This window comes from Leptothrix ochracea (genome assembly GCF_041083635.1).
In the GTDB taxonomy this organism is placed as follows: domain Bacteria; phylum Pseudomonadota; class Gammaproteobacteria; order Burkholderiales; family Burkholderiaceae_C; genus Sphaerotilus; species Sphaerotilus ochraceus.
This window is the reverse complement of sequence record NZ_JBFPHB010000003.1, coordinates 71,941-88,895: the sequence shown is the minus strand read 5'-3', so window position 1 is coordinate 88,895 and position 16,955 is coordinate 71,941. Positions and strand designations below refer to the sequence as shown.

At 57.8% G+C, this 16,955-nt stretch carries 19 protein-coding genes; 11 read left to right on the top strand and 8 right to left on the bottom strand.

The window, feature by feature from the left end:
- Positions 1-187: 187 nt before the first annotated feature.
- Positions 188-958, top strand: a complete 771-nt coding sequence (locus tag AB3X39_RS01210; RefSeq protein WP_369415528.1) for an IclR family transcriptional regulator — start codon at positions 188-190, stop codon at positions 956-958.
- 7 nt (positions 959-965) lie between these two features.
- On the opposite strand, the gene pbpG is transcribed toward AB3X39_RS01210, so the two are convergent.
- The 6 genes from pbpG to AB3X39_RS01180 all read right to left on the bottom strand — a co-directional run bounded on the left by pbpG (position 966) and on the right by AB3X39_RS01180 (position 8,191).
- Positions 966-1,859 carry a D-alanyl-D-alanine endopeptidase gene (pbpG, locus tag AB3X39_RS01205; RefSeq protein ID WP_407069668.1) on the bottom strand — a complete coding sequence of 298 codons (894 nt, stop codon included), beginning with the start codon at positions 1,857-1,859 and terminating at the stop codon, positions 966-968.
- A gap of 244 nt (positions 1,860-2,103) precedes the next feature.
- The gene (locus AB3X39_RS01200; RefSeq protein ID WP_369415526.1) at positions 2,104-3,645 is read right to left on the bottom strand and encodes a 2-isopropylmalate synthase; all 1,542 of its coding nucleotides are present in this window, start codon (positions 3,643-3,645) and stop codon (positions 2,104-2,106) included.
- Between the two features lie 231 nt (positions 3,646-3,876).
- The gene (pssA, locus tag AB3X39_RS01195) at positions 3,877-4,668 is read right to left on the bottom strand and encodes a CDP-diacylglycerol--serine O-phosphatidyltransferase (protein ID WP_369415587.1); all 792 of its coding nucleotides are present in this window, start codon (positions 4,666-4,668) and stop codon (positions 3,877-3,879) included.
- Between the two features lie 167 nt (positions 4,669-4,835).
- The gene (ilvC, locus tag AB3X39_RS01190) at positions 4,836-5,852 is read right to left on the bottom strand and encodes a ketol-acid reductoisomerase (protein ID WP_009453580.1); all 1,017 of its coding nucleotides are present in this window, start codon (positions 5,850-5,852) and stop codon (positions 4,836-4,838) included.
- 63 nt (positions 5,853-5,915) lie between these two features.
- Positions 5,916-6,407: an acetolactate synthase small subunit gene (gene ilvN, locus AB3X39_RS01185; RefSeq protein WP_369415525.1), complete on the bottom strand. Its 492-nt coding sequence runs from the start codon at positions 6,405-6,407 to the stop codon at positions 5,916-5,918.
- A 2-nt stretch (positions 6,408-6,409) separates the two neighbouring features.
- Positions 6,410-8,191, bottom strand: coding sequence for an acetolactate synthase 3 catalytic subunit (locus AB3X39_RS01180; RefSeq protein ID WP_369415524.1), 1,782 nt, complete (start codon positions 8,189-8,191; stop codon positions 6,410-6,412).
- 273 nt (positions 8,192-8,464) lie between these two features.
- Here AB3X39_RS01180 and AB3X39_RS01175 point away from each other — a divergent pair, with 273 nt between their 5' ends.
- From AB3X39_RS01175 to AB3X39_RS01155, 5 genes are all read left to right on the top strand, one after another.
- Positions 8,465-9,031, top strand: a complete 567-nt coding sequence (locus AB3X39_RS01175; RefSeq protein WP_369415523.1) for an RNA polymerase sigma factor — start codon at positions 8,465-8,467, stop codon at positions 9,029-9,031.
- Complete coding sequence (locus tag AB3X39_RS01170) at positions 9,031-9,513, top strand: DUF3619 family protein (RefSeq protein ID WP_369415522.1); 483 nt, start codon at positions 9,031-9,033, stop codon at positions 9,511-9,513. The genes AB3X39_RS01175 and AB3X39_RS01170 overlap by 1 nt, the downstream gene beginning before the upstream one ends.
- Positions 9,514-9,591: 78 nt before the next feature.
- Positions 9,592-10,380, top strand: coding sequence for a DUF3106 domain-containing protein (locus AB3X39_RS01165; protein WP_369415521.1), 789 nt, complete (start codon positions 9,592-9,594; stop codon positions 10,378-10,380).
- Positions 10,377-10,859: an RDD family protein gene (locus AB3X39_RS01160; RefSeq protein WP_369415520.1), complete on the top strand. Its 483-nt coding sequence runs from the start codon at positions 10,377-10,379 to the stop codon at positions 10,857-10,859. Before AB3X39_RS01165 ends, AB3X39_RS01160 begins: the two co-directional genes overlap by 4 nt.
- Positions 10,856-11,263, top strand: coding sequence for a diacylglycerol kinase (locus AB3X39_RS01155; protein WP_369423593.1), 408 nt, complete (start codon positions 10,856-10,858; stop codon positions 11,261-11,263). Before AB3X39_RS01160 ends, AB3X39_RS01155 begins: the two co-directional genes overlap by 4 nt.
- Positions 11,264-11,268: 5 nt before the next feature.
- Here AB3X39_RS01155 and AB3X39_RS01150 read toward each other — a convergent pair whose 3' ends face one another.
- On the bottom strand, positions 11,269-11,607 hold the full coding sequence (locus AB3X39_RS01150) for a P-II family nitrogen regulator (RefSeq protein ID WP_009453267.1): 339 nt from the start codon (positions 11,605-11,607) through the stop codon (positions 11,269-11,271).
- A 20-nt stretch (positions 11,608-11,627) separates the two neighbouring features.
- Complete coding sequence (ettA, locus tag AB3X39_RS01145) at positions 11,628-13,292, bottom strand: energy-dependent translational throttle protein EttA (RefSeq protein WP_369415519.1); 1,665 nt, start codon at positions 13,290-13,292, stop codon at positions 11,628-11,630.
- 211 nt (positions 13,293-13,503) lie between these two features.
- Between ettA and AB3X39_RS01140 the strand changes: the two genes are divergently transcribed.
- Genes AB3X39_RS01140 through AB3X39_RS01120 form a run of 5 tightly spaced genes read left to right on the top strand, consistent with a single transcriptional unit; the run spans position 13,504 to position 16,933 of the window.
- A complete protein-coding gene (locus AB3X39_RS01140; RefSeq protein WP_369415518.1) occupies positions 13,504-13,977 on the top strand; it encodes a type IV pilin protein in 474 nt (157 codons plus the stop codon).
- Positions 13,978-13,985: 8 nt separating this feature from the next.
- The gene (locus AB3X39_RS01135) at positions 13,986-14,603 is read left to right on the top strand and encodes a GspH/FimT family pseudopilin (RefSeq protein WP_369415517.1); all 618 of its coding nucleotides are present in this window, start codon (positions 13,986-13,988) and stop codon (positions 14,601-14,603) included.
- 20 nt (positions 14,604-14,623) lie between these two features.
- Positions 14,624-15,082, top strand: a complete 459-nt coding sequence (locus AB3X39_RS01130; protein WP_369415516.1) for a pilus assembly protein PilV — start codon at positions 14,624-14,626, stop codon at positions 15,080-15,082.
- Between the two features lie 10 nt (positions 15,083-15,092).
- Complete coding sequence (locus AB3X39_RS01125) at positions 15,093-16,226, top strand: PilW family protein (RefSeq protein WP_369415515.1); 1,134 nt, start codon at positions 15,093-15,095, stop codon at positions 16,224-16,226.
- A 14-nt stretch (positions 16,227-16,240) separates the two neighbouring features.
- Positions 16,241-16,933 carry a pilus assembly PilX family protein gene (locus AB3X39_RS01120; RefSeq protein WP_369415514.1) on the top strand — a complete coding sequence of 231 codons (693 nt, stop codon included), beginning with the start codon at positions 16,241-16,243 and terminating at the stop codon, positions 16,931-16,933.
- Positions 16,934-16,955: the final 22 nt, after the last annotated feature.

Sequence of the window (16,955 nt, the reverse complement as noted above, 5' to 3'; positions counted from 1 at the left end):
TTAAGGGATCATAAGACCCATCAAGCCGGCACCAGCGTCGTTCTAGAGTGTTGTCCCGGCTCACTTACCAGCTGCTTGCGTTCTGTCCTAGTGATAACCCTTAATCTTGGGTTCTGCGGCTGCTTTTCATCCTGCGACAGAAGCATTTCGTCATGCAAAATAGCGCTTCTATTGCTTCCCATCCATCATGATCCCCAAAGACACTGTCTCTCCCACGATCCAGGTTCTTGAACGCGTCTTTGTCGTCTTGGATGTGCTGGCGAGCCATCAAGATCCGGTCCCGCTAAAACAGATCAGTGCACAAAGCGGCTTACACCCTTCGACGGCACACCGCATCCTCAACGATCTGGCGGCGGGTCGTTTCGTGGATCGACCCGCAGCAGGAACATACCGTCTCGGTATGCGATTGCTAGAACTGGGTAACCTGGTCAAGGCCAGACTGGATGTACGCGACGCGGCGATTGGACCGATGCGCGAACTGCACAAACTGACCTTGCAGCCCATCAACCTATCGGTGCGCCAAGGTGATGAGATCGTCTACATCGAACGTAGCTTCAGCGAGCGATCTGGCATGCAAGTGGTGCGCGCCATTGGGGGGCGAGCTCCCTTGCACCTGACCTCGGTGGGCAAGCTCTTCTTGGCCCAAGATGACCCGATCAAGGTGCGGGCATACGCCGCCAGAACGGGTCTAGCAGGTCATACACGCAACAGCCTGACGGACTTGGGGCAGCTGGAGCGTGAACTATCGCGTGTCAGACAACGAGAATTGGCGCGCGATAACGAAGAACTAGAGTTGGGCGTGCGCTGCATGGCGGCCGGCATTTACGATGATCAAGGCCGTTTGATTGCCGGCCTGTCGATCTCAGCCCCATCGGACCGACTCGAAGAAAGCTGGTGTGACCGGCTGAAAGAAACCGCAGCACAGATCTCGACCGCACTGGGTTATCGCGCAGCCTGAAGGACGCTCAAGAAACGGGCGTTGGCTGCTCGGCTTTGGCTCGGTTGAGCATCCAGCGACGAACACGCTCGGCATCGGCAATACGAGAGTACTTGCCCTGTGAATCAAGGAAGACCATCACCACATCTCGGTCCGCCAAACGCGCTTGCATGATCAAGCAACGCCCTGCTTCAGCGATATAGCCCGTCTTTTGGAGACCAATTTCCCACGCGGGATTGCGTACCAGCGCATTGGTGTTGCGATAGGGCAGCACGCGATGTCCCACGGTCACTTGATGGGCGGGCGAGGTCGAAAATTCGCGAATCAGTGGTTGCTGGTAAGCCGCCATGACCAACCGCGCCAAGTCCATCGCAGTGGATTGGTTCTTGCTCGACAGCCCCGTAGGCTCGACATAGTGCGTGTCGTGCATGCCCAACTGCTCAGCCTTGCGATTCATGGCCGCCACAAAAGCCTCTTCCCCCCCAGGGAAATGACGCCCCAGCGAACTGGCTGCTCGATTCTCAGAAGACATCAGCGCCAAGTGAAGCATCTGCTCACGAGTGAGATGGGCGCCCACGGGAAGGCGTGAACGACTGTGCTTCTCGTTATCGACATCGTCATCACTGACTTCGAGGATATCGTCCAAGGGCAACCTGTTCTCGACCACAACCAGCGCCGTCATCAACTTGGTCAAGGAAGCGATGGGCAAAACCGATGACGCGTTCTTGCTAAACAGCACCTCAGCAGTGTGTTGATCCACCACCAAGGCCACGCTAGATTCCAGCGCCAGCGGATCGTGTGCCGCATGCAACCCGTTACTGCGACCGTAAGAAACGGGCGAAACATACCCAGCACCGCCGCGCCGCGCCTTGGTTTTCTTGACATGGGCCGTCTTTTTGGCCGCTTGGGCAGGTTCAACCATCCCCAAAACCAAACCAGAAACCCCGACGCTCAAGACCAACGCACGCAGGAGAGAGGAACCCAGCAGATGATATTTATTTCGCATGGACACGATCAGAAACCCAAGGACTAAGCGCCCATGAACGGGCTTCATCAGTCTATGAGAAAGCGGCCCGTGCAGCAACGACAGAAACGGTGAGAAAAGGCTGTGCTGTGTCCGTTCGAACACAGCACAGCCTCGAATCAAGGGTTCAAAGTGGCGTTTTTTATCCCTGTGCAGCAACCCGTTCGTTTTTGCTGCGCAGTTTGTTCAGTGCGGACAAATACGCTTTGGCGGATGCCACCACGATATCGGGATCAGCGCCGACACCATTGACCACACGCCCACCTTGCTGGAGACGCACAGTCACCTCACCTTGAGACTCTGTGCTGCCGGACGTGATGGCATTCACCGAGTAAAGCAACAGCTCAGCACCGCTGCGAACCTGCATTTCGATGGCTTTGATGCTGGCATCCACGGGCCCATTGCCCTCCGATTCGGCGTGATGTTCTTCCGCACCCGCAGCAAAGGCAACTTTGGCCCGAGGCCGCTCACCCATCTCGGAGCTCTGCGACAACGCCAACAAGCGAAAGTGCTCATCTTCGCTGCGCGCACCGTCATCGTTCACCAAGGCCAAGATGTCCTCATCAAAGATTTCACTCTTGCGATCGGCCAGATCCTTGAATTTCATGAATGCGGTGTTGGTTTCGGCTTCCGAGTTCATCTCGATGCCCAGATCCTGCAAGCGCTGCTTGAAAGCGTTGCGCCCCGACAGCTTGCCCAACACGATCTTGTTGGCACTCCAACCCACGTCTTCAGCGCGCATGATTTCGTAGGTATCACGCGCCTTGAGCACCCCGTCTTGATGGATGCCAGAAGCATGAGCAAAGGCATTGGCCCCCACCACCGCCTTGTTGGGCTGCACCACAAAACCGGTGGTCTGCGCCACCATGCGCGAGGCCGGTACGATCTGCGTGGCATCAATGCCCACGTCCAAGCCAAAATAATCGCGGCGCGTCTTGACCGCCATCACCACTTCTTCGAGCGAGCAGTTGCCCGCACGTTCACCCAAACCGTTGATGGTGCATTCCACCTGACGCGCACCACCAATCTTGACGCCGGCCAAAGAATTGGCCACCGCCATGCCCAAATCGTTATGGCAATGCACCGACCAAATCGCCTTGTCGGAATTGGGCACACGCTCACGCAAGGTACGGATGAAGTTGCCGTAGAGCTCAGGAATGGCGTAGCCCACCGTATCGGGCACGTTGATGGTCGTGGCCCCTTCGGCAATCACCGCTTCAATCACGCGGCAGAGGAAGTCCATGTCCGAGCGATAGCCATCTTCGGGCGAGAACTCAACTTGTTCGCAGTGCTGCCGCGCAAAGCGCACCGCCACCTTGGCCTGTTCGTAGACTTGATCGGGGGTCATGCGCAACTTCTTCTCCATGTGCAAAGCACTGGTGGCGATGAAGGTGTGAATACGCGAGGAGTGCGCGCCGCGCAGGGCTTCGGCCGCACGCGAAATATCGCGTTCGTTGGCCCGCGCCAAGGAGCAAATGGTCGAGTCCTTGATCAGATCGGCAATGGCCTTCACCGCTTCAAAGTCGCCATTGCTGGACGCGGCAAACCCCGCCTCGATCACATCGACCTTGAGCCGCTCAAGTTGCTTGGCAATACGCAGCTTCTCGTCGCGGGTCATCGACGCACCCGGTGACTGCTCACCATCGCGCAAAGTGGTATCGAAAATGATCAGCTTGTCGCTCATAAATATCTCCGAGGGGTTTTCAACTCGAACGCTGTACCCGCAAAAACCAACGGCCCGCAGCGTTGCGCTGTGCGGGCCGTTGATCCAGGAAAAACAGAAAAGACTGGTCAGCGTGCCCGCGACGACACTAGAAGAAGAGCTTCTAGTAGAAATCGCAAAAAGGGTGTGGCAACGCGAAAAGTCATGTGAAGCAATATAACACGCAGCTCAAAGCCCCCGAAGGCCCTGCGTTCAACGATGCAAACCCTGCTCTTCAGGCTCATCCGTGGATGTAGACATCAGGCTCACTGGGCGGCCTTTCATCTTGCGAAAAAGATAGACACCGTAACCAGAGAACCCATAAACCACGAACAAGGCGAACAACACAATGGGCGGGTGATAGGCAATGAGCGCAAACGCCAACGCGATCGCCACGATCACGATGAACGGCACCGAGCGCTTGAAGCTGATGTCCTTGAAGCTATAGAACGGCACGTTGGTCACCATGGTCAGGCCGGCATACAACGTCAAACCGCAAGTGAACCAGCTCAACCACTCCACGTGCGAAACGCCCTTCACACCCGCGTCATCCAGCACCCAGATAAAACCGACCACCAACGCGGCAGCGGCCGGACTGGGCAAGCCTTGGAAAAAGCGCTTATCGACCACACCGATGTTGGTGTTGAAACGGGCCAAACGCAAAGCAGCAGCGGCGCAGTAGACGAAAGCGGCGATCCAGCCGACCTTGCCAAGCCCCTTGAGCGACCATTCATAGACGATCAGTGCCGGAGCAGCGCCAAAGGACACCATGTCGGAGAGGCTGTCCATTTGCTCACCAAAAGCACTGGTGGTGTTGGTCATGCGAGCCACACGCCCGTCCAAGCTGTCGAGCACCATCGCACACATGACGCCAATCGCAGCATTGTCAAAGTGACCATTCATGGCCATGACAATCGCGTAGAAGCCGCCAAAAAGCGCCGCCAGCGTAAACAGGTTCGGCAGGATATAGATGCCTTTACGCCGGGGACGGATCGCATCCGACATGCTGCCAGCTTCCGTCACACCCTCATCTTGACGCCCCGATTCCATCGCACGGTCCTGCCCAGAAAAATAATTCATACGTCGATTATCGACCAGTCCCACGGGGAGCATAAAAAAAGGTGCCGTCGATCGGCACCTTTTTAGCAAGCGAAAGCAGCGCTTCAGCTTGATCAGTTGCGGCTCTTGTCCACCAACTTGTTGGCCTTGATCCAAGGCATCATGGCGCGCAGCTGTTCACCGACTTGCTCAATCGGATGCTCAGCTGTCAGGCGACGACGCGAGATCAGGGTCGGTGCACCGGCCTTGTTTTCCAAGATGAAGGACTTGGCATATTCGCCAGTCTGGATGTCCTTCAGGCACTGACGCATGGCGTTTTTGGTGTCTTCGGTGACGACGCGCGGGCCGGTGACGTACTCACCGTATTCGGCGTTGTTCGAGATCGAGTAGTTCATGTTGGCGATACCGCCTTCATAAATCAGATCAACGATCAACTTCAGTTCGTGCAAGCACTCGAAGTAAGCCATTTCGGGCGCGTAACCCGCTTCGGTCAGCGTTTCGAAACCCGCCTTGATCAGCTCAACCGCACCACCGCACAAGACGGCTTGTTCGCCGAACAAGTCGGTTTCGGTTTCTTCGCGGAAGTTGGTTTCGATGATGCCGGCCTTGCCGCCGCCATTGGCCGCAGCGTAGCTCAGGGCCAGATCACGGGCCTTGCCGGTCTTGTCGGCATGCACAGCGATCAGGTGGGGCACGCCGCCACCTTGGGCGTAGGTACCACGCACGGTGTGACCAGGAGCCTTCGGGGCCACCATCCACACGTCCAGATCATCACGCGGGATGACTTGGCCGTAATGGACGTTGAAACCGTGAGCAAACACCAGCGAAGCGCCTTGGCGAATGTTGGGCTCAATCTCGCGCTTGTAGACGTCAGCGATTTGCTCATCGGGCAACAAAATCATGACCACGTCGGCGGCCTTGACGGCTTCAGCGACTTCAGCCACCTTCAGACCGGCCTTTTCGACCTTGGCCCAAGAAGCACCGCCCCGGCGCAGACCGACGGTGACATTCACGCCGCTGTCGTTCAGGTTTTGGGCGTGGGCGTGACCTTGGGAGCCGTAGCCGATGATCGCAACTTGCTTGCCCTTGATCAGGCTGAGATCGGCGTCCTTGTCGTAGTAGACCTTCATGGAAACTATCCTTGGAAAATGAACGGGATGAAAAAAGAAGACTGCGGGCGGGCTGAAAAGGCCTCAGACGCGCAGGATGCGTTCGCCGCGACCAATGCCACTGGAGCCGGTACGGACGGTCTCAAGAATCGCAGTGCGATCCACGGCTTCCATGAAAGCGTCAAGCTTTCCAGAGTCGCCGGTGAGTTCGATGGTGTAGGTCTTGTCAGTCACGTCGATGATGCGGCCTCGGAAGATGTCAGCCATGCGCTTCATCTCCTCACGCTCCTTACCGACCGCGCGCACCTTGACCAACAGCAACTCACGGGCGGTGAAGCTGCCTTCGGTCAGATCAACCACCTTCACCACTTCGATCAAGCGGTTCAGATGTTTGGTGATCTGCTCAATCACTTCGTCCGAGCCATTCGTGACGATGGTCATGCGCGACAGAGAGGCATCCTCGGTCGGGGCAACAGTGAGGCTTTCGATGTTGTAGCCCCGGGCCGAGAACAAGGCGACGACCCGCGACAGGGCGCCAGGCTCGTTTTCGAGCAGCAATGCAATGATGTGTTTCATGATCAGAGGTCCTCGGATCCGAGCAGCATTTCAGTGATGCCCTTGCCGGCTTGCACCATGGGCCAAACGTTTTCGGTCGGGTCGGTGCGCACGTCTAGGAACACAGTGCGATCCTTCAAACGAATCAGTTCTCTGAGGGCGGGCTCAATCTCAGAAGGCTTCTCGATCTTCAAACCCACATGCCCGTAGGCTTCAGCCAACTTGACGAAGTCCGGCAGCGCGTCCATGTAGCTGTGGGCGTAGCGACCTTCATAGTTCAACTCTTGCCACTGCCGCACCATGCCTAGATAACGGTTGTTCAAGGCAATGATCTTGACCGGCGTCTTGTACTGCTGACAGGTCGAAAGCTCTTGGATGTTCATCTGGATCGAGCCTTCGCCGGTGATGCAAAACACATCCGAGTCAGGCTTGGCCAACTTGATGCCCATGGCGTAAGGCAAGCCCACACCCATGGTGCCCAAGCCGCCGGAGTTGATCCAGCGACGGGGCTCATCGAACTTGAAGTACTGGGCCGCCCACATCTGGTGCTGACCGACGTCAGACGTGATGTAGGTATCGCGGCCTCGCGTCAGCTCCCAGAGCTTTTCAACCACGGCTTGCGGTTTGATGACCTCATCCGAAGGCTTGTACTTCAGGCACTCACGACCCCGCCACAGCTGAATCTGATCCCACCAAACGGCCAAGGCAGCCGGTTCAGTCCGCTGCTGGGTTTCGCGAATTTGCGCAATCAGCTCACGCAACACGTCACGCACATCACCCACGATGGGCACATCCACCTTGACGCGCTTGGAGATGGAGGACGGGTCGATGTCGATGTGAATGATCTTGCGATCGACCGAGGCGAAGTGCGTGGGATTGCCAATCACACGGTCGTCGAAACGCGCACCCACAGCCAGAACGACATCGGCGTTCTGCATGGTCATGTTGGCTTCATAGGTCCCGTGCATGCCCAGCATGCCAAGGAACTTCGGATCAGACGAGGCAATCGCACCCAAGCCCATCAAGGTATTGGTGACGGGGTAGCCCAGCAAATCGCACAGCTCACGCAATTCGGCCGACGCATTGGCCAAAATCACACCACCGCCGGTATAGATGTAGGGCCGCTTGGCCGACAACAACAGCTGCACGGCCTTGCGGATCTGTCCGCCATGGCCCTTACGCACCGGGTTGTAGGAACGCATCTCGACCGATTCGGGGTAATGGAATGTGGTCTTGTTGAACGAAACGTCCTTGGGGATATCCACCACCACCGGGCCGGGTCGGCCGGTACGGGCAATGTGGAACGCCTTCTTAAGGACGCCCGCCAGATCGCGCACATCCTTGACCAAGAAATTGTGCTTGACCACCGGGCGGGTGATGCCCACCGTGTCGCACTCTTGGAAGGCATCAAGACCAATGGCGGCTGTTGGCACCTGCCCGGTGATGATCACCATCGGGATGGAGTCCATGTAGGCCGTGGCGATACCGGTTACCGCATTGGTCACACCCGGACCCGAGGTGACCAGCGCAACGCCAACATTGCCTGTCGCGCGTGCATAGCCATCAGCGGCATGCACAGCAGCTTGTTCGTGGCGCACCAGCACATGCAGAAAGCTGTCTTGCTGGTAGATCGCGTCATAAATATAGAGGACGGACCCGCCTGGGTAGCCCCAGATGTATTTCACGCCTTCGGCTTGAAGGCATCGAACCAGAATCTCGGAGCCATTGATCTCCGGATCGGCAGCATGATCGTGTGGGGTTGACATTGGATTGCTAAGTTTGTGTTCCGCGGCAGACATGTTCATCTCGAACCTTTCGGGTTTTCTCTGACGAAAATCGAACGGTGTCCATCCTCGTGATGGCAGCCCAAGCAACCATCGCACCCTTGTGGGGCGGATTCAGGACCTGCGCGGCCAAAACGGAAAGACCCGGGTCGGGCAAACAGTTCAGACCAGTCATGCAGGTAATGCAGCCTTCTATTATCGCATTCACCCGAGACTTGGGCTAAGTACTCGTTCAACTTCTGGCGCGATGGGCCATAATCGCGCCGCCCCGACAACCCCCATGGCGAACGGCCCTTGAGCAGCGACCGCGAACTCTCAGACTTCCTGCGCAGCGTTGAAAAACGCGCCTTCAAGCGAGCCGTCTATTCCGTAAGAGATGATGAGGCGGCTTTGGACATCGTCCAAGATGCCATGATCAAGCTCTCGGAGCGGTACAGCGATCGCCCTGCAGCTGAATGGCCCATGCTGTTTCAGCGCATCTTGTCGAACACGATGATGGACTGGTTCCGTCATCAGAAGGTTCGCAACGCAGTGATGCATAACTTCACCGACTTCGAAGGTGAAGACAGCGATGGTGATTTCGACTTCCTCGAATCTCTCGATAACTTGGAGTCATCTGAAGGGACTGAAAGCAGTGCTGACGCTTTGGAGCGAACACAAACACGCTCTGCCATCGAAGATGAACTGACAAAACTGCCAACACGTCAACGGGAAGCCTTCCTGATGCGTTACTGGGAGGAGATGGACGTTGCCGAAACGGCTCAGACCATGGGATGCTCCGAGGGAAGCGTGAAAACGCATTGCTCGCGGGCGGTTCATGCACTGGCCAAGGCGTTGAAACTACGGGGAATAACACTGTGATGAAAACCGAACTGGATGTGCAACCGAAGGCCGCTCCCGAACAAGCCGCCCTAGAGGCTCGGTTCGGTTACAAAATCACAGCGCACTTGGGACGGCAAGATGAAAACATCCTGCCTTATCACGTCGAGGAACGCCTGCGAGTTGCGCGATTGATGGCCGTCAAAAAAGCGCATGAGGCCCGCTTGCATCGGAAAGCACAGCAACCCGCCCCGAGCACCTCGATCTTCGGCTACGGAGCAGCAGTACTCGGTGGCGGCCCGACTGAGCGCTCATCATGGTGGATCAAGTTAGGCACCTTCGCGCCCTTGGCCGTTTTGGTGTGCGGCATGCTGCTTGTGCATGAGTGGCAATACCAAGAACAAATTGAAGCTGCGGCCGAAGTCGATGCCGCACTCCTCGGCGATCCCCTGCCGCTGTCCGCTTACACCGATCCAGGATTTGCTGAATTCCTCAAGGAACCGCAAGACATCGTGCTGGAATGAGAGATGGTGCTCTTCGAGATGTTTCACACCGTCAGCCGCTCTGTACGCACGGGCGCTTTTTGCACATGGATGATCTTCATGCCCTCGCTGTCACCGGCCCAACCGTTGGCAGCCGAGGAAGCAGGGCCCACTTGGTCTCAGTTAAGCAAGACTGAACAGTCCGTTTTGCAGCCTTTGGCCCCTCATTGGGCCAAGATTGACCCCGATCGCAAGGAAAAATGGCGCGATGTCGCGGCACGTTTTCCACAGATGAGCGCCGATCAACAAAAACGTACGCGAGAACGCATGGCCGATTGGTCGAGCATGAGCGTGCACGAACGAACCGCTGCACGGTTACGCTTTCAAGAGTCCAAACAACTCACACCGGAAGAGCGTGAAGCACGCTGGAAAGCCTATCTGGCATTGCCTGAAGACCAGCGCAAAGCCTTGGCGAGTAAACCGACCACAGCAGGCAGCGGCATCCCGTCGAGCGTGTCCACATCAAGCTCAACCGCGACGACAGGTGCCAAGCAATCAACCAGCCACGCCTTGATCGCTGCCCAGCCCAAGACAAACCTGACTTTGCCGCCGTCCACCGCATCGGCCGCACAACGGTCCGTCTCGCCAGGATCGGTCCAAGCCACCTCAGGACTGAGCACCCGACCGATCAGCACCCGGCCCGAACCACCGCGCCATCAGCAGATCGGGCAACCCAAGATTGCGAGCGGTGGAGCCTCTGGGTCAAGCCCGGCGCCTTCACGCCTGACCCCGAAGAAGCCGGTTTTTGCCTCATCCGCCCCCCTGCCAATAGCGGGATCGTCTGTCGCCTCATCCGCCGTACCCCGCTTTGAGGTTGCGGCCTCAGCGGCCAGCACAACGCTGCAATGACCACCTTGGGCGCACGGCTGCTCTGCTTGCTGTACGAAACCGTTCTTGTCGGCGGCATGGTGATGTGCACAGGCTTGGTGTACGGCATCATGACTGATCAACGCCAATCGATGCAGGGCCGACTGCCGCTCCAGCTACTGATTTTTGCAGTGATTGCCGCCTACTTCATCGGCTTTTGGTCCAGCAAACGGGGCCAAACCTTGGCGATGAAAACGTGGCATCTCCGGGTGGTCACTGCGGATGGATCCCCCTTGAGCGCCGGCAAAGCAACCCAACGATTCGTACTCAGTTGGCTATGGATCGCACCGGGAGCTCTCGCCTTCTTACTGCACAACACGCCACCCACATCGCCGGGCACCCTGGGTTTGATGCTGGGGTTAAGCCTCTTGTTTTATGCCGGACTCGCACGACTGCTGCCGGATCGACAGTGCCTCCACGACGTTTTGTGCCACACACGGCTGATCAAGGTTCCAAAGTGAGTGACGCAGCCGCCACGCCACCCCGCCACCAAAAGGGCCAATACACCGGCCTCGATCGCGTCATACGAGCCAGCAAGCATTCTTGGGACGGCTTCGTCCGAGCTTATCGAGATGAAAGCGCTTTCCGCCAAGAGGTTTGGCTCGCCGTCATCCTGATGCCTCTTGCTTTCGCCTTGGGCAGAACTTGGCAAGACATGGCCCTGCTGATTGGCAGCGTCGTGCTGGTCCTGATCACTGAGCTGCTCAACTCAGCCGTCGAAGCGGCAGTAGACCGCATCTCGCTGGATTGGCACGATCTGACCAAAAAAGCCAAGGACATCGGCAGCGCCGCCGTTTTGCTGGCATTGCTGCTGTGCCTTGGCATCTGGGCAGCGGCCCTGTGGAGCCGCTTTTTCACCCACTGAGGTTGTCAGACCGCTTGTTCGTCGGTTTCGCCGGTACGGATACGCACCACTTGCTCGACGCTGGTGACAAAAATCTTGCCGTCACCAATCTTGCCCGTTTTGGCCGCCTTGACGATGGCTTCCAAGCAACGATCCACATCGACGGTTTTGACCACCACTTCGATCTTCACCTTGGGCAAAAAGTCCACCACATACTCGGCACCGCGATAAAGCTCGGTATGCCCTTTCTGACGGCCAAAACCCTTGACTTCCGTCACGGTCAAACCAGTCACACCCACATCGGCCAGTGCTTCACGCACTTCTTCGAGCTTGAACGGTTTGATGATGGCAGTGATTTGCTTCATGGCAATTGCTCCAGATTGGGTTATTTGAGGGCCTTGTAACGCACACGCTTGGGACGCGCACCTTCTTCACCCAAGCGCTTCTTCTTATCGGCTTCATATTCCTGATAGTTACCTTGGTAGAAGAACCACTGTGACTCGCCTTCGCAAGCGAGGATATGGGTGCAAATGCGATCCAAGAACCAGCGATCATGGCTGATCACCATGGCTGAGCCGGCAAATTCCAGCAAAGCATCTTCCAAGGCACGCAAGGTTTCAACGTCCAAGTCGTTGGACGGTTCGTCCAGCATCAGCACATTGCCACCCGTGGCCAAGGTCTTGGCCAAGTGCAGACGACCGCGCTCACCGCCGGAGAGGTTCTTGACCAGTTTTTGCTGATCATTGCCCTTGAAATTGAATCGCCCGATATAAGCCCGGCTAGGCATGACGAACTTACCCACCACCAGGTTATCGAGTCCCCCAGAGAGGTCTTCCCACACCGTCTTTTCGCCATCAAGCGACTGCCGACTTTGATCGACGAACGCCATCTTGACGGTCTTGCCGATCTTGACTTCACCGCTATCTGGCGTTTCTTGGCCAGAAATCATGCGAAACAGCGTCGATTTACCGGCACCGTTCGGGCCGATGATGCCGACGATGGCACCCATCGGCACCTTGAAGCTCAGGTTATCGATCAGCACGCGGTCGCCAAAGCTCTTGCTGACGTTGGTGAACTCAATCACCTCGGTACCTAAACGCTCAGCCACCGGGATGAAGATTTCGTTGGTTTCGTTGCGCTTTTGGTATTCGACGTCACTCAATTCCTCGAACCGAGCCAGACGGGCCTTGCTCTTGGCTTGACGGCCCTTGGCATTCTTGCGCACCCATTCCAGTTCGAGCTTCATCGCCTTGGTCCGGGCATCTTCGGTGCGTTGCTCCAACTCAAGGCGCTTTTCCTTTTGCTCCAACCACGTCGAATAGTTGCCTTGATACGGGATGCCACGACCTCGGTCCAGCTCCAAGATCCACTCAGCCGCGTTATCAAGGAAGTAGCGATCGTGGGTGATGGCCACCACAGTACCGGGGAAGCGGCCCAAGAACTGCTCCAGCCACTCGACCGATTCGGCGTCCAAGTGGTTGGTGGGCTCATCAAGCAGCAGCATGTCGGGCTTGGACAGCAACAGGCGGCACAACGCCACCCGGCGCTTTTCACCACCCGAAAGCTTACCGATGTTGGCATCCCATGGCGGCAAGCGCAGCGCGTCAGCAGCGACCTCCAGCAAAACTTCGGTGTTTTCGCTACCGGCAGCGGCGATGATCGCTTCCAGATCGGCTTGCTCCGCCGCCAACGCGTCAAAGTCAGCGTTCTCATCGGCGTAAGCGGCGTACACCGCTTCAAGACGCTGCTTGGCAGCCAGCACACCGCCAATACCTTGCTCGACCGCCTCACGGACGGTGGCATTGGGATCAAGTTCAGGCTCTTGGGGCAGATAACCGATCTTCAGATCAGGCATCGCGACGGCTTCGCCTTCGATATCTTTGTCGATGCCCGCCATGATCTTGAGCAGGGTCGATTTGCCCGAGCCGTTGAGACCCAAAACGCCGATTTTTGCGCCGGGGAAAAAGGACAGCGAAACGTCCTTCAGGATCTGCCGCTTCGGCGGCACGATCTTGCCGACGCGGTTCATGGTGAAAACGTATTGGGCCATGGCCGATAGAAACGGGGGTGAGAGAAGTGGGCTGCATTGGCCCTGTGCCGTGCTGAAAAACACGCTCAGAACCGCAGAGATCCGACATTATCCCCAAGATGCCGCCGCAGAACGACGAACGTGAGCCGGGAACCGACAGCCGGTCAGGGACCTATCGGTGATCTTGCCCTTGGCCCTTAGCATGGCGCAAAGCAATTCTCGGTGGCTTGTCATGACTCTGATCTCTCCCTCGCGTCGTCTGCGGACCCGCAACGCATCCAAGACCCATGGTTTCACCCTGATCGAATTGATGATCGTGGTGCTGATCGTGGGCATCTTGGCCGCGTTTGCCATTCCCTCCTACAACGACTACTTGCGCCGGGGCGAAATCACCGAGGCCTTCAACAACTTGACCAGCTCACGCATGAAGCTGGAACAGTACTACCAAGACAACCGCAACTACGGCGCGGGCACCTGTGCCGGTGGCGGCGCGATCGTCAATCCCAATGACGTCAAGTATTTCGACTACACCTGCGTCACGACCAACGCCGATCAGGGCTATCTGATCACAGCCACGGGCAAAACCGGCACCGGCACCGTGGGCTACGCCTACAGCGTCGATGAAGGCAACAGCAAGATCACCATCAGCTACAAGGGTGCTGGCGTCAACAAGCCTTGCTGGTTGGCCCGAGGCAGCGAGTGCTGAGACGCATCATGAAGCAGCAGCCCCATCATCGCGGCTTCACGATCATCGAATTGATGGTCACCATCGCCATCATTGCCGTGGTGATGTTCTCAGCCATCCCCAGCATGTCCACGTGGTTGAGAAACACCCAAGTGCGCACTGCGGCCGAATCGCTCCAAGCGGGTTTGCAAAAAGCACGGGCAGAAGCTGTGCGGCGCAATACCCCCGTGACCTTTTCGCTCGTTTCGAACACCCAGCCCGGCGTGCTGGATAACGGCTGCAATCTGTCTTCGCTATCCGCCTCGTGGGTCGTCAGCGTCAGCAACGATCCCTCGGGCGGCTGCGGCCAGCCCGTCAGTGAAAGCGTGGCGCCTCAAATCCTCGCCAAGTACGCTCGTGGCGACGGCGCACCCAATGTCACCGTGACGGTCTACCAAGCCGATTGCACCACCGTCTCCAACCAAACCCAGACCCGTTTCAACGGCTTCGGCCGTATCGACAACGCAGAACCTATTCGCTGCTTGTTGGTCGATCACGACTCAGGACTCGAAGTGCGCAAGTTGCGTCTTGTGATCGGCACCGGCGGCAGTGTGCGCATGTGCGATCCAGCCGTCACCAATGACACCGACCCGCGCAAGTGCTACTGAACGGGCCACCGAGCATGACCATGCCTACCCCTCCCCGCGTTCGCTCCACGCGCCGTCATGGCGTCCGAGTTTCACCCCATGTGCAGCAACAGCAGCGCGGTGTGGTCCTGATCGAAGGGCTGATCGCCATTCTTATTTTCTCGATCGCCGTCCTCGGTCTGGTCGGACTGCAAGTTTCCATGAGCCGAGCTCAATCGAGTGCCAAGTACCGGATTGACGCCTCCAATTTGGCGGCGGACTTGGTCGGTACGATCTGGGCAGATTCAGGAAAACGGACCTCTTACGACACGGCAGGCTGCCCGGGCCATCCACCTTGCAAAGCATGGTCAGACCGACTCAAGGCCACGTTGCCAGCCTCGTCGTACGACATCGTCTTTGACTCCGCCACAGGTGACTTCAACATCACACTGCGCTGGAGCGTCCCCAACGAGGGTGCGCATCAGTTCGTCACCTCGACCACGATCAATCCCAACCTCTGACGGAGTCCGCATGCATCGGCACCGCCTGTTAAGCAGGACACCGCAGCATTCGTTGCGGCGCATTCAAGGCTTCAGCCTGATCGAACTGATGGTCGGTATGACCATCGGTCTGCTCACCGTGCTGATCATTGCCCAAGTCGCCTTGGTCTACGAAGGCCAAAAACGCACCACAACGTCGGGATCCGATGCCCAAGTCAGCGGCGCTTTGGCGCTACAGACGCTGCAACGCGAAATTCAAACGAGCGGCTATGGCTTGACCAGCGGTGGCACCGTCGGGTGCACAGAAATCCATGGCAAGCGCAACGGTGTGGATTACCTCCAACCGATGGCACCCGTGATCATCACCGACGGTGCCAACGGTCAACCCGACAGCCTGCGCGTGCTCAGCAGCTCTGGCGCCAGTGTTTCTTTGCCCATCCGCGTCTTCGGGGATCATCGCCGTGACGACACCAGTTTTCGCATCGATCAAAACACCGGCCTCGGCACCCGCCAAGGTGATCTGATGCTGGCCGTGCCCACCAAAGACATCGGCACCACGCAGTTTGCTCCGTCGTGGTGCACGCTGTTCACGGTCAGCAAAGATCCCACCAACAGTGTCATTGAACACAAAGCCGACACGGCTTGGCCGTGGAATCAAGATCCAACCACCACGGTTTTCCCCGGCAATGTGGATACCGATATCAGTTACGCCGCAGGTAGCCATCTGATCGACTTGGGGGTCTTGGTGGATCACCTTTACGACATTCGTGACGCGGCCAATGGCTCTGCGGCCAGGTCGTTGCGATTGCAAACGTTCGACTCGACCACGGGCAACACCACCGCCACCGACTTGTTTGCCAACATCGTCAATCTTCAGGCGGTTTACGGCCGTGACACCAACGCCGACTTGCAGGCCGACGTCTGGACCGCGACCCCCCCAGCCAATGCCGCCGAATGGGCCCAAGTGATCGCCGTCCGCATCGCTTTGGCCGCACGCAGCGATCAACCCGAAAAAGACATCGTCACCACCCTTGCCCCCACTTGGCATCCTGACGGCATTGCCCCCGCCGATCTTCGGGTGGACAACACCCCCGACTGGCAACACTTCCGCTACAAGGTTTTCGAAGTGGTCGTGCCCTTGCGCAACATGCTCTGGCAATCCTGACCCGGGAGTTCTCCATGCGACAACGCACCTTTTTGAGCGGGATCTGGCGCCACGCCGCGCCCCGAGCGCGTCAGACCCAACAGGGTATGACCTTGATCTTTGCCTTGATCACCATGCTGGCCTTATCGATGGCAGCCGTGGCCCTTATTCGCAGCGTCGATACGGGAGCGGGCATCTTGGGCAACCTCAGCTTCAAGCGAGACACCTTGCTGGCCGCCGATACCGCCATGCGCAGTGGTGTGGCTTGGGTGGCCGCGCGCTCTGGCAACGTCGAGTTGCAAACCGATCAGCCCGGCGGCTATTACGCCAGCTACTTCGCACGCTTTGATCCCGTGGGGCACAGCAAAGACCCCCAGCGGACGGCGGTTGATTGGGATGGGGATAACTGCGCAGCGGCCAAGGCCAACGGCGTGGCCATCGCCGCCTGTATCGTGCCCTCCGACGTCATCAACCTGCGTGGGGGTGCCCTCAAGGCACGCTACGTGATTGAGCGACTTTGCGATAAGCCGGGCAACATGCTCACCACCGCCATGATCTGCACCAAGCCGATGGTCACCATCGTCAACTCCATGGTAAAGGGCGAAATCAGCTACCAATCAGCCCCGCCCCCTGGTGCCCCCGCCTTGCAGCAATTCTTCCGGGTCACTGTGCGCACCCAAGGGGCGCGCAACTCCACCAGTTTTACCGAAACCATCGTGCATTTCTGAGCACATCTGAGCACGTATCGGA

Bases quoted from the DNA above. Each gene is read 5' to 3' on its own strand.
- ettA (WP_369415519.1), bottom strand. From the start codon at position 13,292: ATGGCCCAATACGTTTTCACCATGAACCGCGTCGGCAAGATCGTGCCG.
- AB3X39_RS01165 (WP_369415521.1), top strand. From the start codon at position 9,592: ATGCCCTCGCTGTCACCGGCCCAACCGTTGGCAGCCGAGGAAGCAGGG.
- AB3X39_RS01210 (WP_369415528.1), top strand. From the start codon at position 188: ATGATCCCCAAAGACACTGTCTCTCCCACGATCCAGGTTCTTGAACGC.
- AB3X39_RS01140 (WP_369415518.1), top strand. From the start codon at position 13,504: ATGACTCTGATCTCTCCCTCGCGTCGTCTGCGGACCCGCAACGCATCC.
- ilvN (WP_369415525.1), bottom strand. From the start codon at position 6,407: ATGAAACACATCATTGCATTGCTGCTCGAAAACGAGCCTGGCGCCCTG.
- AB3X39_RS01200 (WP_369415526.1), bottom strand. From the start codon at position 3,645: ATGAGCGACAAGCTGATCATTTTCGATACCACTTTGCGCGATGGTGAG.
- pbpG (WP_407069668.1), bottom strand. From the start codon at position 1,859: ATGGTTGAACCTGCCCAAGCGGCCAAAAAGACGGCCCATGTCAAGAAA.
- AB3X39_RS01130 (WP_369415516.1), top strand. From the start codon at position 14,624: ATGCCTACCCCTCCCCGCGTTCGCTCCACGCGCCGTCATGGCGTCCGA.
- ilvC (WP_009453580.1), bottom strand. From the start codon at position 5,852: ATGAAGGTCTACTACGACAAGGACGCCGATCTCAGCCTGATCAAGGGC.
- AB3X39_RS01120 (WP_369415514.1), top strand. From the start codon at position 16,241: ATGCGACAACGCACCTTTTTGAGCGGGATCTGGCGCCACGCCGCGCCC.
- AB3X39_RS01170 (WP_369415522.1), top strand. From the start codon at position 9,031: ATGAAAACCGAACTGGATGTGCAACCGAAGGCCGCTCCCGAACAAGCC.
- AB3X39_RS01150 (WP_009453267.1), bottom strand. From the start codon at position 11,607: ATGAAGCAAATCACTGCCATCATCAAACCGTTCAAGCTCGAAGAAGTG.
- AB3X39_RS01125 (WP_369415515.1), top strand. From the start codon at position 15,093: ATGCATCGGCACCGCCTGTTAAGCAGGACACCGCAGCATTCGTTGCGG.
- AB3X39_RS01160 (WP_369415520.1), top strand. From the start codon at position 10,377: ATGACCACCTTGGGCGCACGGCTGCTCTGCTTGCTGTACGAAACCGTT.
- pssA (WP_369415587.1), bottom strand. From the start codon at position 4,668: ATGTCGGATGCGATCCGTCCCCGGCGTAAAGGCATCTATATCCTGCCG.
- AB3X39_RS01135 (WP_369415517.1), top strand. From the start codon at position 13,986: ATGAAGCAGCAGCCCCATCATCGCGGCTTCACGATCATCGAATTGATG.
- AB3X39_RS01180 (WP_369415524.1), bottom strand. From the start codon at position 8,191: ATGAACATGTCTGCCGCGGAACACAAACTTAGCAATCCAATGTCAACC.